We start from the raw sequence: 14,016 nt of genomic DNA, 5'->3' as shown, positions 1-14,016 counted from the left end.
CGGCTCAACGCCCCTGGAGGGACTTCACGTTGTTGCCGAACGTCCAGTTCTTCGAGCCGTCCCAGTTGATCGACCAGGTCATCAGGCCCTTGAGGGACGTGCCGTAGTGGTTCCAGGCCTGGGAGACCAGGGACGGGGACATGTAGCCGCCGCCCGCGCCGGACTGCGCGGGCAGGCCCGGGACCTGCTTGTCGTACGGCACCCTGACCGTCGTACCCTGCACGACCAGCCCCTTGTTGAGGCAGTCGGTCTGGGCGGTGAAGCCGGCCACCGTGCCGGCCGAGTACGAGTCGCCCGAGCAGCCGTACATGCTGCCGTTGTAGTACTGCATGTTGAGCCACCACAGGCGGCCGTTGTCGGCGTACTTCTTGACGATCGGAAGGTACGCGCCCCAGATCGAGCCGTAGGTGATGCTGCCTCCGGTGACGTACGCCGTCTCCGGGGCCATCGTGAGGCCGAAGTTGGACGGCATCTGGGCGAGGACGCCGTCGATGATGCGGACCAGGTTGGCCTGGGACGTGGACAGCTGGGTGATCGAGCCGCTGCCCACCAGGCCCGTCTCGATGTCGATGTCGATGCCGTCGAAGTTGTACTTCTTCAGGATCGGGACGATCGTCGAGACGAACCTGTCGGCCACGGCGGCCGAGCTGAGGTCGATGCCCGCCGCCGCGCCCCCGATCGACAGCAGGACCGTCTGGCCGGAGGCCTTCGCCGCGCACATCTCCGCGGGCGTGGCCACCTTCACGCCGGCGTCCATGCCGTCCTCCCAGAGGGCCGTCCCGTCGGAACGGATCACCGGGAAGGCCGCGTTGATCACGTTGTAGCCGTGGGCCGCGATCGCGGAGTTGGTGATCGGGGTCCAGCCGAACGGCGGGTGGACGCCGTTGGCGGAGCCGTCCCAGTTCTCCCAGTAACCCTGCAGCACCTTGCCCGCGGGACGGGACTTGACCGCACAGGTGTCGGCGGCCGACGCGGGGGCGGCGGCGGGGAGCTGGGTGAGCGCAGCGGTCGCGAGCGCGGCGGCGAGCAGGGCAAGGGTGCGTCGGATCATGCGGGGCCTCCCGGTGGGGTCGGGGCGCGGCGCGAGTGTCGTAGCCATGACAGTGCTCGTGGTCCAGACCTTCCGTCAATAGGTCTGGACCATTCTGCGGGAAAGGGTGGCGACTACGGAATGACAGATGACAGATATTGAAATCTGTCAGCTGTCATGCCAGAGTGGAGCCATGACGAAGCACACCCGTTCCCTCGGATCCACCGGCCCCCGGGTCTCCGCCCTCGGCCTCGGCTGCATGGGCATGTCCGCGCTGTACGGCGAGGCCGACCGCGCCGAGTCGATCGCCACCGTCCACGCCGCCCTCGACGCCGGCGTGACCCTGCTCGACACCGGCGACTTCTACGCCATGGGCCACAACGAGATGCTGATCGGCGAGGCCCTGCGCACCGCCCCCGCCGGACTCCGGGAAAAGGCGCTGACCAGCGTCAAGTTCGGCGCCCTGCGCGACCCGGACGGCGGCTGGAACGCCTACGACGGCCGCCCGGCCGCCGTGAAGAACTTCGCCGCCTACTCCCTGCAGCGCCTCGGCGTCGACCACATCGACGTCTACCGGATCGCCCGCGTCGACCCGGACGTGCCGATCGAGGAGACGGTCGGCGCCATCGCCGAACTGGTCGAGAAGGGGCACGTCCGGCACATCGGCCTCAGCGAGGCGAGCGCGGCGAACATCCGGCGGGCCGCCGCCACCGCGCCCATCTCGGACCTCCAGATCGAGTACGCGATCATCACCCGCGACATCGAGCGGGAGATCCTGCCGACCACCCGTGAGCTGGGCATCGGCATCACCGCGTACGGCGTGCTCTCCCGGGGCCTGATCTCCGGCCACTTCACCCGGGACCGGCAGTTCGGCGCGGGCGACTTCCGGGCCTTCTCGCCGCGCTTCCAGGGCGACAACCTCCAGCACAACCTCGACCTCGTCGAGGCGCTGCGCAAGATCGCCGACGAGAAGGGCGTGACCGTCGCGCAGATCGCCATCGCCTGGGTGCTGTCCCGCGGCGAGGACATCGTGCCGCTCGTCGGCGCCCGCACCCGCGAGCGGCTCACCGAGTCGCTGGGCGCGCTGGACGTCACCCTGGACGCGGCCGACCTGGCGGCGATCGAGGAGGCCGTACCGGCGGACGCGGCGGCGGGCACCCGCTACCCGGCCGCGCAGATGAGCCATCTCGGCACCGAGCACTGACCGCGGCGCCAGGTACCGTCTAGGCCATGGCAGCGACGTCCCCGACCCCGACCCCGGCCCTGACCGCCGAACGCATCCTCGAAGCGACCGAGGAGGTGCTGCGCCGACACGGCCCGGCCAAGGCCACCGTGGTGGACGTGGCCCGCGCGCTCGGCGTCAGCCACGGCAGTGTCTACCGGCACTTCCGGACCAAGGCGGCGCTGCGCGAAGCGGTGACGAAGCGGTGGCTGGACCGGACCTCGGAGCAGCTGTCCGGCATCGCGGCCGGCGACCGCGACCCGGAGGTCCGGCTGCGCGACTGGCTGCGGGCCCTGTTCGACGCGAAGCGCCGCAAGGCGGGCGCCGACCCGGAGCTGTTCGCCACCTACATGGTGCTCGCCGACGAGAACGGCCCGGCGGTCACCGAGCACATCGCCGACCTGACCGGCCAGCTGACCGCGATCATCGCGGACGGGGCCGGGAGCGGTGTCTTCACCGTGCCCGACCCCGCCGCCGCGGCCCGGACCGTCTTCCAGGCCACCGGCCGCTTCCACGACCCGGGCTACGCGCGGGAGTGGGTGCGGCCGGAGGCCGAGCACGACTTCGGGTCGCTGGTGGAGCTGCTGGTGCGGGGCCTCAGCTCACCTTGACCGTCACGGTCGGGGAGTGGACCTTCTTGCCGACCGCCGAGACCCGCAGGTGCTCGGTGCCCGGGTTGCCGAGCTTCGCGGTAAGCGAGTAGGAGCTGCCGTTCTTCACCTTCGCGGTCGCCTTGAGCGGGATCCACTTGCCGCCCTTCTGGTGCTCCAGCACCAGCGGCCAGCCGACCTTCAGGCCGGAGGTGCGGCCGGTCACCGTCACCGAGTCACCGGGCCTGACCGAGGTGGTGTTCGCCCTGGCCGAGATCGAGGCCATGGTGGTCGGGCTCGGCTTCGGCTTCGGCCGGCCGCTCATGGTGGGCGAGGGGGTCGGCTTCGGCTTCGGCTTGGCGCTCATGGTGGGCGACGGGGTCGGCCTGGCCCCGGTGGCGAACGCACCGGCGGAACCGGCCGACAGCAGGGCCACGGAGAGCGCACCGGCGGCGAGGGCCCGGGAGATCTGGCGCTGGGTGGTGTGCATGGATGTACTCCTGTCGAGGGACGGGGGGACCTCTCAAGGCTTGGCCGGGTCGCGCCGGGCGGCGACCCGGGCGGTCCCGGAAGCGGTGCGCACCGCCCTCGGATTCGGTAAAGACCGCAGGTGGCAACGGGTGTCCTGACCTCGTGATTCCTGCCCGGGAGCTCACCCGAACGGCGTAACGCGCGAGCTAGGCGGTGGCCTGCCAGAAGTCCCGCATGAGGGAGGTCGTCGTCGGACCCGTCATCGCCGTCTGTGTCAACAGGACCGTGACCGTGCCGGTGGCCGGGACGAGGTGCGCGGCGGTACCGGTGCCGCCGACCCAGCCGTAGCGGCCCGGCACCGACCAGGGGTCGGCCGGGGCGACGTCCACCGCGCCGCCGTACCCCCAGCCCTGGCCCTCCAGGAAGAGGGCGGCGCGCTCGCGCTGGGCGGCCGTCAGGTGGTTGGTGGTCATCCGGCTCACCGAGGTGGCGGTCAGCAGACGGCGGCCGTCCGGGGCGGCGCCGGCGTTCAGCAGCAGCCGGGCGAAGGCCAGCCAGTCGTCGGCCGTGGAGACGAGGCCGCCGCCGCCCGACGGGAAGCGCGGCAGGCTGCTGTACGCGCCGTCCGGGGTGTCCGTCAGGCGCAGGGTGCCGTCCGCGGCGGGCGCGTAGGACGAGGTGAAGCGGTGCCGTTTCGACGCGGGCACCTCGAACGCCGTGTCCCGCATGCCCAGCGGCTCGAAGATCCGCTCCGCCAGGAAATCGGGCAGGGTGCGGCCCGACACCCGGGCGACCAGGATGCCCTGGAGGGCGGACGAGGTGCCGTACAGCCAGGACTCGCCCGGCTGGTGCAGCATCGGCACCTGGGCGAGCAGGCCCAGCCAGGTGTCCGGGTCCGGCCAGTCCCGGAACGGGATGCCGTGGTCCTGCACCGCGAACAGGGCCTGCGCGGCGGGCAGCGAGAAGTCGTCGGGCAGACCCCAGCCGGTGCGGAAGCTCAGCAGGTCCTCGACGGTGACCTGGCGGACCGCCGGCACCACGTCGTCGACGGGGCTCGCGGGCGTACGGACCACCATCGGCTTCGCCAGCTCCGGGAGCCAGTCGGCCACCGGGTCGCCGAGCCCGATCCGGCCCTCGTCCACCAGCATCAGCACCGCGGCGGCGGTGATCGGCTTGGTGACCGACGCGATGCGGAACACCGAGTCCCGGGCCATCGGGGCGGACCCCTCGACGTCGGCGTGCCCGACGGCCACCACCTCGACGTCGTCGCCGCGGGCCACGAGCCCCACGGCTCCGGGGACGGTGCCTGCCTCGACGTGGCGGCGCAGGGTGGCGTGCAGCGGGGAGACGGTCATCGGTCGTCCTTCCGGTGGGCGCGGTGTCGGACGGTACGACTCCCGCGCCCGCGGAAAGTCATCGCGAGGGCTGGGTGCCCGCGGGGTCCACGGTGGCCTGGTGGGCCTCGGCCAGATGCTCCTCAGCCTTCAGCCAGGGCAGGAACTGGGCGCCCTTCTGCCAGCCGCAGGTGTCGCATTTGATCGTGCGCTGCACCCCCGTGCGCTGCACCCGGACCACGTGCTCCCGGCCGTGCTGGTCCCAGCGGCTGACCTTGCTCTCGTCGATCTGCGACATTGACGCCTCCGGAGTCCGTGCCCGGTCTGCTGTCCGGTACGTGTCGACGGCCGTCGACGGCAAGGAGTGTGCAGCAAGACCAACATCAACGGGGATTTCTTCACCGGGTTTTGTCGAGGATGTCCCCGGAGTTCACACGGCGCCGCAGGACCGGCCGGGCGGGACGAGCAGGAGGTCAGCGCGGTCCGGGAGGTGCCCTCGCGGACGTCCCCGTCCCAACCTCCGGATCAAGAGCCGGACTTGGTGTACCGGCGGAAACCCTGGACAGGGAATTGACCAAGGCTCAAGATGAAAGCGACCTTGTGAAGCGGCCACCGGCACGGAGAGGCGATGCTGCCGGATCCTCAACGTTTCCTGGCCGTTGCCGGCCGCCGGATCGCGCGTGCCGAGGGCGCGGCCCAGGCCGTCCGTGAGCTGTACCGGGTGATGGTCCCGGACCTGGCGGACGGGATGTTCGTCTACCTCGGCGACCGCCCGCCGGACGGGCCGGAGCCGGAGCGCCTGGAGTTGGACGGGGTGCCCGCCGAACTCGGCGGCGCCATGGGCGGATCGCCTCCTCGGTCGAGACCGGTGGCGCCCGACGGCGCGCTCGCCGCCCTGTTGCGCTGCGGCAGGGCACGCGGCCGCGGGCAGGACGACGTGGACGACGCCCTCCGTGAACTCCTGGGCACGGAACCCCGGCTCCCGCAGGGCAACCGGGTCCTGCTCGCCCCGCTGCGCGCGCCCGACGCCGTGGTGGGCGTCGCGGTGTTCCTGCGGCGCCCGGACCGGGAGGACTTCGTGGACGACGACATCGCCCTGGCCGACGCGCTGTCGGCGCAGACCGCGCTCGCCGTGCGCGAGGACTCCCTCGCCGCCGCCCCGCCCGCCGCGCCGAAGGCCCCGGACGAGGACCGCCTGCGCTACGTCGGCGCCGCCACCCGCCGGATCGCCCGCGGCTTCGACACCGACGAGATCGTGCTCGGCCTGTGCCGGGCCGCCGTGCCGACCTACTCCGACGCGGCCCTCGTCTACCTGCGCGACCCGCTGCCGGTCGGCGACGAACGCCCCAACGGGCCCGCCGTGCTGCGGCTGCGCCGTACCGACCGGCTCAAGGGCCCCGGTGCCGAGCTGGTCTGGCCCGCGGAGACGGTGGACGACGGGCAGGACGACCTGGACGCCTCCGACTGGAGCGAGGTGGTGCCCGGCGGCGCCCTCGCCGAGGTGCTGCGCGGGGTCCGGCCGGTGTTCGCCGACACCCCGCCGACCCGCGACGCGCTCGGCGAACTCGTCGGCGCGGACAGCGCGCTGAACGACTGGGTCGGCTCGCACGCGATCCTCGCCCCGCTGCGCGGCCGCCGCCGGGTCACCGGCGCCGTCGTCTTCCTGCGCCGGCCCGAGCGCCCGGCGTTCGAGCCCGCCGACCTGCTGGTCGCCGCCCAGCTCGCCACCCACACCGCGCTCGGCGTCGACAAGGCCGTCCTGTACAGCAGGGAGGCGTTCATCGCCGACCGGCTGCAGCGCGCCATGCTCCCGCAGACGCTGCCCCGGCCCACCGGCGTCCGGCTCGCCTCCCGCTACCTGCCGGCCGCCGAGACCGCGCGGGTCGGCGGCGACTGGTACGACGCGATCCCGCTGCCCGGCAGCCGGGTGGCGCTGGTCGTCGGCGACGTCATGGGCCACTCCATGACCTCGGCGGCGGTCATGGGCCAGCTGCGCACCACCGCGCTGACCCTGGCCGGCCTCGACCTGCCCCCGCAGGAGGTCCTGCACCACCTCGACGAACAGGCCCAGCGGCTCGGCACCGACCGCATGGCCACCTGCCTGTACATCGTGTACGACCCCGTCTCGCACCGCATCACCGTCGCCAACGCCGGTCATCCGCCGCCGATCCTGCTGCACCCGGGCGGCAAGGCGGAGGTCCTCACGGTGCCGCCGGGCGCCCCGATCGGCGTCGGCGGCATCGACTTCGAGGCGGTCGAGCTGGACGCCCCCACCGGGGCCACCCTGCTCCTCTACACCGACGGTCTGGTCGAGTCCCGGCTGCGCGACGTGTGGACCGGGATCGAGCAGCTGCGCGAGAAGCTCGCCGCCACCGCCCAGCTGACCGGGCCCGACCGGCCGCCGCCCCTCGAAGCCCTGTGCGACGAGGTGCTCGACATGCTCGGTCCGGGCGACCGGGACGACGACATCGCGCTGCTCGCCGCCCGCTTCGACGGCATCGCGCCCAGCGACGTGGCGTACTGGACCCTGGAACCGGAGGTCGGCGCGCCCGGCCGGGCCCGCCGGCTCACCCGGCAGGCCCTGGCCGGCTGGGGCCTGGAGGACCTCACCGACACCGCCGAGCTGCTGGTCAGCGAGATCGTCACCAACGCCGTACGGCACGCCTCCCGGCCGATCAGCCTGCGGCTGCTGCGTACGGACGTGCTGCGCTGCGAGGTCGGCGACGACGTGCCGCAGCTGCCGAGGCTGCGGCAGGCCAAGGCGACGGACGAGCACGGCCGGGGCCTGTACCTGGTGCACCGGCTGGCCCGGCGGTGGGGGACGACGCGGTTGGGCACCGGCAAGATCGTGTGGTTCGAGCTGGGTGGCTGAGCGCGTTGCCGGCAGCGCCGGGACGGGGGGTTGTTGTTCGTCTGCGGCGCCGTCGTGGCTGGTCGCGCAGTTCCTCCCCCAGCCTTCGGCCGGGGGTACCCCCAGCGCCCCCTCGGGGCGCTGGTTACAGGGCGCTGGCAGGGAGCGCCGGTCAGCCCACCGTTCGAGGCAACCGCAGGCTGAGCAGGCCGGTCACCAGCGCCAGGCCCAGCTGGACCAGCAGCGTGGTGACCAGGGCGTCCCGCATGCCCTGGTGCGGGGCCAGGGAGAGGAACAGGGTGCCCAGGGTGGCCACGCCGAGGGCGAGCGCGGACTGCTGGGTGGTGACCATCACGCCGCTGCCCACCCCGGCCCGCGCCGGCGGCACCTCCGACATCACGAGCCGCAGCACGTTGGGCAGTTGCAGGGCCTGACCGGCACCGGCCACCGCGACCCCGGGCAGCAGCCCGGTGAAGTCCAGGTGCGGCCAGTCCCGCCGGGCGGCGAGCACGATGAGGACGATGCCGGCCATCTGGATCACCGACCCGGCGGTCACCACCCGGCTGCCGTACCGGGCGATCAGCCGCGGCCCGGCGAGCGAGACGAACAGGAAGGCGACGGCCATCGGGGCGAGCGCCATCCCGGCCGCGACCGGACCCAGGTGCTCCCCGCTCTGCAGGGCCACGGCGATCACGAACATGAAGCCGCTGAACCCGATCGAGAACGGCAGCATCAGCACCAGCCCCCGGCGCAGCGAGGCGAGTTCGAACAGGCTCGGCGGGACCAGCGGCGTACGGCCCGCCCGGTCGGCGCGGCGCTCCACGGCGTAGAAGGCGACGGCCACGCCCGGGAACGCGGCCAGCGACAGCCACGTCCACAGCGGCCAGCCCGCCGCGCGGCCCTCGGTGAGCGGGGCGAGGAGGGTGAGCAGGGAGACGGCGAGCAGCACGGTCCCGGGCCCGTCGACCGGCTCGGGCTTCTGCGACCGGGTCTCCGGCACGAACCGGGCGCCGAGCACCAGCCCGACGACCACGACCGGCACGTTGACCAGGAACACCGACCGCCATCCCGTCCCCGCGATGTCGGCGGCGACCAGCACCCCGCCGAGGATCTGCCCGGCCACCATGGAGAGGCCGGCGGTGGCGCCGTACAGGCTCATGGCACGGGCCCGGCGGCCGCCGCGGGTGGCGGCCTGGATGGTGGCGAGGACCTGCGGGAGCATCGCGGCGGACGCGGCGCCCTGGGCGACCCGGGCGGCCACCAGCGTCCAGGCGCCGGGCGCGAGTCCGCAGGCCAGCGAGGTCAGGCCGAACGCGGCCATGCCGCCGAGGAAGAGCCGGCGGCGCCCGAACAGGTCGCCGAGCCGCCCGCCGAGCACCAGCAGTACGGCGTAGGCGACGCCGTACCCGGCGACGACGAGTTCCAGGACCGCCTCGCCCGCGTGCAGGTCGGCTCCGATGGTGGGCAGGGCGACGTTGACGATGAAGAAGTCGATGAGCGGAAGCGCGGCGGCCAGCAGGACGGTGAACAGCCCCGGGCCACCGAGGGCCGGTGGCGCGGACGGGGACCGTACGGGCGCGGTGGTGACGGTTTCGGTCATGCACCCGAGCCTGCGGCCGGTTCCAGACTGGTACCAGAGTCTCCTTGTCCTGGTAGTAGAAGTACCTGGCAACAGGATCGGCGGCGGGGCAGGCTGGAGGCATGACGACGACGGCACAGGAGAAGACGGCCCCGCGGCAGACGGCGGCCGCCGCCCAGGGCCGGGGTGCGGACATCCGGCGGCACGAACTGGCCGCGTTCCTGCGCAACCGGCGGGAGCGGATCACCCCGGAGGAGGTGGGCCTGCCGCGTGGCACCCGCCGCCGCACGCCCGGCCTGCGCCGCGAGGAGGTCGCCCAGCTCTCCGCGGTCGGTGTCACCTGGTACACCTGGCTCGAACAGGCCCGCGACATCCAGGTCTCCGTCCAGGTCCTGGACGCCCTCGCCCGCACCCTGCGGCTCGACGCCACCGAGCGCGCCCACCTCTTCCAGCTGGCCGAGGCCGTCGACCCGACCCCGGCCGCGAGCTGCACGGGCGTCACCCCGGCCCTGCAGGAGATGCTCCGGGCCCTGGAACCCCTGCCGGCCTCCGTGCAGAACAGCCGCTACGACATCCTCGCCTACAACCGCACCTACGCCCGCCTGCTGTGCGACCTCGACGCGGTCCCGCCCGAGGACCGCAACTGCATGATCCTCGTCCACACCAACCCCGAGTGGTGCCGCTCGATCGTGCACCTGGAGGAGACCCGCCGCCTGATGGCCGCGAAACTCCGCGCGTCGATGGCCGGCCATCTCGCCGAGCCGGCCTGGAAGATGCTGGTCAAGCGGCTGGCCGCGGAGTCCGCGGAGTTCCGCGAGAACTGGGAGCGCTACGAGGTGGTGGACCTGCGCTCCAGGACCAAGCACTTCCTCAACCCGTACGTCGGCCACCTCACCCTGGAACACACGGACCTGTTCCTGAACCCGGGCTCCGGGGCGCGGATGGTCACCTACGTCCCGGCCGACGCGGACACCCGGGAGCGCCTGGAGCGGCTGCACGACCTGGCGCGGGCGGGGACGGCGAAGTCGAACTCCTGACCGGAGTGCGGGAATTCGTTCGCACAACTGAGTACGCGTACTCAGGACCGGGGCGCCGTCCGCCCCCGACCATGCAGGAGGGGAGAGAGAACGGGGAACGGCGAGACAGCGAAACGGCGAGACGGCGAAACGACGTACCGACGACCGGCCACGGGGGAGAAGACGATGGAATCCGGCCCGGCCCGCACCGTTGTCCGGCTGATGCTCACCAACCGCCTGTCGGTGGCCTACCTGGTCCTGGTCGCCGTCGTCATCGCCAAGGCCGTCGTCGACTCCGCCCACGCGGACGAGCACGGCTCCGACTACGCCTGGCTCTGGCCGCCCCTGGTCACGTTCCCGGTCTTCCCGCTGCTCGCGGCGCTCGGCAGGACGGCCTGGCGCACGGACACCCCGAACTGGTTCTTCGTCGGCACCGTCGTCGTCTCCGCGCTGCTGCAGTCCCTGGCCCTGGGCGCCCTGCGACAGGCCGTCCTGGCCCGGCACCGGCGCTCGGAGATCAGCTGTTCGTGACGCGGACGTCCGACGGGACGCCGGGTACGGGGTGAACAGCCGCCGATGTTCGTCCGTACCCCCTGTCGTACGCCTGGCCGCCGGCCGCGGACAGGACCACCCGGAGACGGAGAGGCAACGTGCCGCAGCAGCCACGAGCCCAGCACCCCGGCCGCCTGATGCGCGGCGCGACCCTGGCCGCGACCCTGGCGATCGCTCCTCTGACCGCGGCCTGCGGCGGCGGTGACGACGCCGCCGACACGGAGCGCAGGCGGGCGAGGGTCTCCGTGTCGGACGCCCCCGTGAAGGGGGTGGTGGCTCCGGCCAAGGTCGAGGTGATCGCCGGTCTGACCGGCTGCAGGCCCAGGATCCGCATCAACGCCACGGAACTGCGCCAGGGCCTGTGCCACACGGAGAAGGCCGACTACCTCATCACCACCTTCCCCACCGACGAACTCAAGGAGACCTGGCTGGACTCCGCCTCCGGGTACGGCGGCGAGTACCTGGTCGGCACCCGGTGGATCGTCAGCGCCCAGCCGCAGCTGCTGGACGGGTTCCGCGACCGGCTCGGCGGCACGATCCGGCAACTGCGCGGCTTCGGCCCGACGGCGGAACCGAGTGCGTCGTAGCGCACGAGCTCTCCCGGGCGACGGTCTCCGTCCGGACGACGTCTAGACGCGCTCCGCGCTCCCCACGGCGGCGCGGATCTCCGGGGCCGCCAGCCGCTCCGCGGCCCGCTCCGCCGTGGCGCGGGCCCAGCCGCCGTTCGTCACGGCGCCCAGGAGCAGGACCGCGAGGCCGCAGCCGGCCAGGATCCACCAGCCGGGGCGGGCGGCGCCCACGAACCTGTCGGCGTACGACGACGAACCGATCCCGGAGGCCAGCACCGCGCCGATCACCGCGACGCCCAGGGTCTGGCCCAGCTGCCGGCTGGTGGAGGCGACCGCGGCCGCGACGCCCGCCTGGGACCTCGGCATGCCGGAGACCGCGGTGTTGGTGATCGGGGCGTTCACGAAGCCGAAGCCGATGCCGAACAGGACGTAGCCGACGAAGAGGGTGGTGTCCGAGGTCTCCGCCTCGAACGCGGCGAACAGGACCCCGCTCGCGGTCATCGCGACACCGGCGATCACCAGCGGCAGCCGCGGGCCCCGGCTGCCGACGAGACGGCCGGCGAGCGGGGCGCACAGGAACATCGGGACCGCCATCGGCAGCATCCACAGGCCCGCGTGCAGGGCGTCCAGGCCGCGCACGTTCTGCAGGTACAGCGTGGACAGGAACAGGAAGCCGCCCAGGGACGCGAACGCGCTGATCGCGATCACGGTCGCGCCGCTGAACGGTGCCGAGCGGAAGAACCGCAGGTCGATCAGGGGCTCGTCGCGGCGCGGCTCGTACCAGAGGAGACCCAGCAGGGCGGCGAGGGCCACCGCGGCGAAGGGCAGGACCGTGGCCGTGCCCGCCGTCGGCGCCTCGATGATCGCGTACGTCAGCGAGCCGAACAGGGCGATGACCAGCACCTGGCCGACCGGGTCGGGGCGGCGGGCCTTCGGGGCCCGGGACGCGGGCACGAAACGCAGCGTCAGCAGGACGGCCGCCAGGCCCACCGGGAGGTTGACCCAGAAGATCGCCCGCCAGCCGACCGACTCCACGAGCAGGCCGCCGACCAGTGGTCCGGCGGCCATGGATATGCCGACCACCGCACCCCACACGCCGATCGCGCGGGCCCGCTCGCGCGGGTCGGTGAAGGTGTTGGTGATGATCGACATCGCGACCGGGTTGAGCATCGAGCCGCCCACCGCCTGGATCATGCGGAACGCGATCAGCGAGTCGAGGTTCGGCGCGAGGGAGCAGAGCAGGGAGCCGATCGAGAAGACGACCAGGCCGGTCATGAAGACCTTCTTGCGGCCGACCCGGTCGCCCGTGGAACCGGCGAGCATCAGCAGCGAGGCGAGGACCAGGGTGTACGCGTCGATCGTCCACTGCAGGCCGGCCGTCGAGGCGTGCAGCTCGCGCTGCATGGACGGCAGGCCGACGTTGAGCGCGGTGGTGTCGAGACTGACGATCAGCAGGCTCATACAGCAGATCGCGAGGACGAGCATGCGGCGGCGGGGGCTGAGCTCGGGCATGGTTGCCATCGTACGCCCATTTCGATAGTGCGTCTAACTAATGAGTGCTACATGATCGTGGCCGGGGGTGCGGGCGAGGCGGTTGTCCACAGGGCCCGACGAGCACCGTCCGGCGTACGGGACAATGGGGGAATGCCCGAGCCCACGTCCCCCCTCCAGGTCGGCCCGCACACCGTTCGGCCGCCGGTCGTCCTCGCCCCCATGGCGGGGATCACCAACGCGCCCTTCCGCACCCTGTGCAGGGAGTTCAGCGGCGGCAAGGGGCTGTTCGTCAGCGAGATGATCACCACCCGGGCGCTGGTCGAGCGCAACGAGAAGACCATGCAGCTGATCCGCTTCGACGAGACCGAGAAGCCCCGGTCCATCCAGCTGTACGGCGTCGACCCGGCCACCGTGGGCAAGGCCGTCCGCATGATCGCGGAGGAGGGCCTGGCCGACCACATCGACCTGAACTTCGGCTGCCCGGTCCCGAAGGTCACCAGGAAGGGCGGCGGCTCCGCCCTCCCCTACAAGCGGAACCTGCTCCGCGCCATCCTCCGCGAGGCCGTCTCCGGCGCCGGAGACCTGCCCGTCACCATGAAGATGCGCAAGGGCATCGACGACGACCACATCACCTACCTCGACGCCGGCCGGATCGCCGTCGAGGAGGGCGTCACCTCCATCGCCCTGCACGGCCGCACCGCCGCCCAGCACTACGGCGGCACCGCCGACTGGGAGGCCGTCGCCCGCCTGAAGGAGCACGTCCCGGAGATCCCCGTGCTCGGCAACGGCGACATCTGGTCGGCGCAGGACGCGCTCAGGATGGTCCGCGAGACGGGCTGCGACGGAGTCGTGGTCGGCCGCGGCTGCCTGGGTCGGCCGTGGCTCTTCGCGGACCTCGTCGCCGCCTTCGAGGGGCGCCCGGAGGACGTCCTCAAGCCGTCCCTCCGCGAGGTCGCCGACGTCATGGTCCGGCACGCGACCCTGCTCGGCGAGTGGCTCGGCGACGAGTCCAAGGGCGTCGTCGACTTCCGCAAGCACGTCGCCTGGTACCTCAAGGGCTTCGCGGTCGGCAGCGAGATGCGCAAGAAGCTCGCCGTCACGTCCTCGCTGGCCGACCTCCGCGCCGGCCTCGACGAACTGGACCTCGACCAGCCCTGGCCCACCGGCGCCGACGGTCCCCGCGGCCGCACGTCCGGCAACAACCGCGTGGTCCTGCCGGACGGCTGGCTGAAGGACCCCTACGACTGCGCGGGCATCGCCGAGGAAGCGGAACTGGACACGTCCGGCGGCTGAGCGCGCCCCTGACGG

13 protein-coding genes are annotated in these 14,016 nt (G+C 72.7%); 7 read left to right on the top strand and 6 right to left on the bottom strand.

The window, feature by feature from the left end:
- Positions 1-4: 4 nt before the first annotated feature.
- Positions 5-1,051, bottom strand: coding sequence for a chitinase (locus ACIQVL_RS05795; RefSeq protein WP_403427849.1), 1,047 nt, complete (start codon positions 1,049-1,051; stop codon positions 5-7).
- 172 nt (positions 1,052-1,223) lie between these two features.
- Between ACIQVL_RS05795 and ACIQVL_RS05790 the strand changes: the two genes are divergently transcribed.
- Together ACIQVL_RS05790 and ACIQVL_RS05785 are read left to right on the top strand one after the other, a co-directional pair.
- Entirely contained in the window at positions 1,224-2,234 is a 1,011-nt protein-coding gene (locus ACIQVL_RS05790) for an aldo/keto reductase (RefSeq protein WP_403474536.1), read from the top strand.
- Between the two features lie 26 nt (positions 2,235-2,260).
- Positions 2,261-2,863 (top strand): TetR family transcriptional regulator, encoded by a 603-nt coding sequence (locus tag ACIQVL_RS05785; protein WP_403474535.1) that lies wholly within the window; start codon positions 2,261-2,263, stop codon positions 2,861-2,863.
- Here ACIQVL_RS05785 and ACIQVL_RS05780 read toward each other — a convergent pair.
- The 3 genes from ACIQVL_RS05780 to ACIQVL_RS05770 form a co-directional block, all read right to left on the bottom strand.
- A complete protein-coding gene (locus ACIQVL_RS05780; RefSeq protein ID WP_403474534.1) occupies positions 2,850-3,332 on the bottom strand; it encodes a hypothetical protein in 483 nt (160 codons plus the stop codon). The genes ACIQVL_RS05785 and ACIQVL_RS05780 overlap by 14 nt on opposite strands.
- A gap of 187 nt (positions 3,333-3,519) precedes the next feature.
- A complete protein-coding gene (locus tag ACIQVL_RS05775) occupies positions 3,520-4,668 on the bottom strand; it encodes a serine hydrolase domain-containing protein (RefSeq protein WP_403474533.1) in 1,149 nt (382 codons plus the stop codon).
- Between the two features lie 58 nt (positions 4,669-4,726).
- Positions 4,727-4,945 (bottom strand): hypothetical protein, encoded by a 219-nt coding sequence (locus ACIQVL_RS05770; protein WP_351490475.1) that lies wholly within the window; start codon positions 4,943-4,945, stop codon positions 4,727-4,729.
- A gap of 330 nt (positions 4,946-5,275) precedes the next feature.
- Between ACIQVL_RS05770 and ACIQVL_RS05765 the strand changes: the two genes are divergently transcribed.
- Positions 5,276-7,519: a SpoIIE family protein phosphatase gene (locus tag ACIQVL_RS05765; RefSeq protein ID WP_403427860.1), complete on the top strand. Its 2,244-nt coding sequence runs from the start codon at positions 5,276-5,278 to the stop codon at positions 7,517-7,519.
- Between the two features lie 151 nt (positions 7,520-7,670).
- Here the strand turns inward: ACIQVL_RS05765 and ACIQVL_RS05760 are convergent, their stop codons facing one another.
- Positions 7,671-9,098: an MFS transporter gene (locus tag ACIQVL_RS05760; RefSeq protein WP_403427862.1), complete on the bottom strand. Its 1,428-nt coding sequence runs from the start codon at positions 9,096-9,098 to the stop codon at positions 7,671-7,673.
- A gap of 101 nt (positions 9,099-9,199) precedes the next feature.
- Between ACIQVL_RS05760 and ACIQVL_RS05755 the strand changes: the two genes are divergently transcribed.
- The 3 genes from ACIQVL_RS05755 (at position 9,200) to ACIQVL_RS05745 (ending at position 11,232) form a co-directional block, all read left to right on the top strand.
- A complete protein-coding gene (locus tag ACIQVL_RS05755; protein WP_403427864.1) occupies positions 9,200-10,114 on the top strand; it encodes a helix-turn-helix transcriptional regulator in 915 nt (304 codons plus the stop codon).
- Between the two features lie 165 nt (positions 10,115-10,279).
- Entirely contained in the window at positions 10,280-10,624 is a 345-nt protein-coding gene (locus ACIQVL_RS05750) for an SCO4225 family membrane protein (RefSeq protein WP_382723283.1), read from the top strand.
- 158 nt (positions 10,625-10,782) lie between these two features.
- The gene (locus tag ACIQVL_RS05745; RefSeq protein WP_403474796.1) at positions 10,783-11,232 is read left to right on the top strand and encodes a hypothetical protein; all 450 of its coding nucleotides are present in this window, start codon (positions 10,783-10,785) and stop codon (positions 11,230-11,232) included.
- 42 nt (positions 11,233-11,274) lie between these two features.
- Here the strand turns inward: ACIQVL_RS05745 and ACIQVL_RS05740 are convergent, their stop codons facing one another.
- Complete coding sequence (locus ACIQVL_RS05740) at positions 11,275-12,726, bottom strand: MFS transporter (protein WP_403427866.1); 1,452 nt, start codon at positions 12,724-12,726, stop codon at positions 11,275-11,277.
- A 132-nt stretch (positions 12,727-12,858) separates the two neighbouring features.
- Here ACIQVL_RS05740 and dusB point away from each other — a divergent pair, with 132 nt between their 5' ends.
- Positions 12,859-14,001 carry a tRNA dihydrouridine synthase DusB gene (dusB, locus tag ACIQVL_RS05735; RefSeq protein ID WP_403427867.1) on the top strand — a complete coding sequence of 381 codons (1,143 nt, stop codon included), beginning with the start codon at positions 12,859-12,861 and terminating at the stop codon, positions 13,999-14,001.
- Positions 14,002-14,016 lie beyond the last annotated feature (15 nt).

It is taken from the genome of Streptomyces sp. NPDC090499, from assembly GCF_044769305.1.
GTDB lineage: Bacteria > Actinomycetota > Actinomycetes > Streptomycetales > Streptomycetaceae > Streptomyces.
The sequence above is the reverse complement of the archived record's forward strand: the minus strand, read 5'-3'. Positions and strand labels throughout refer to the sequence as shown.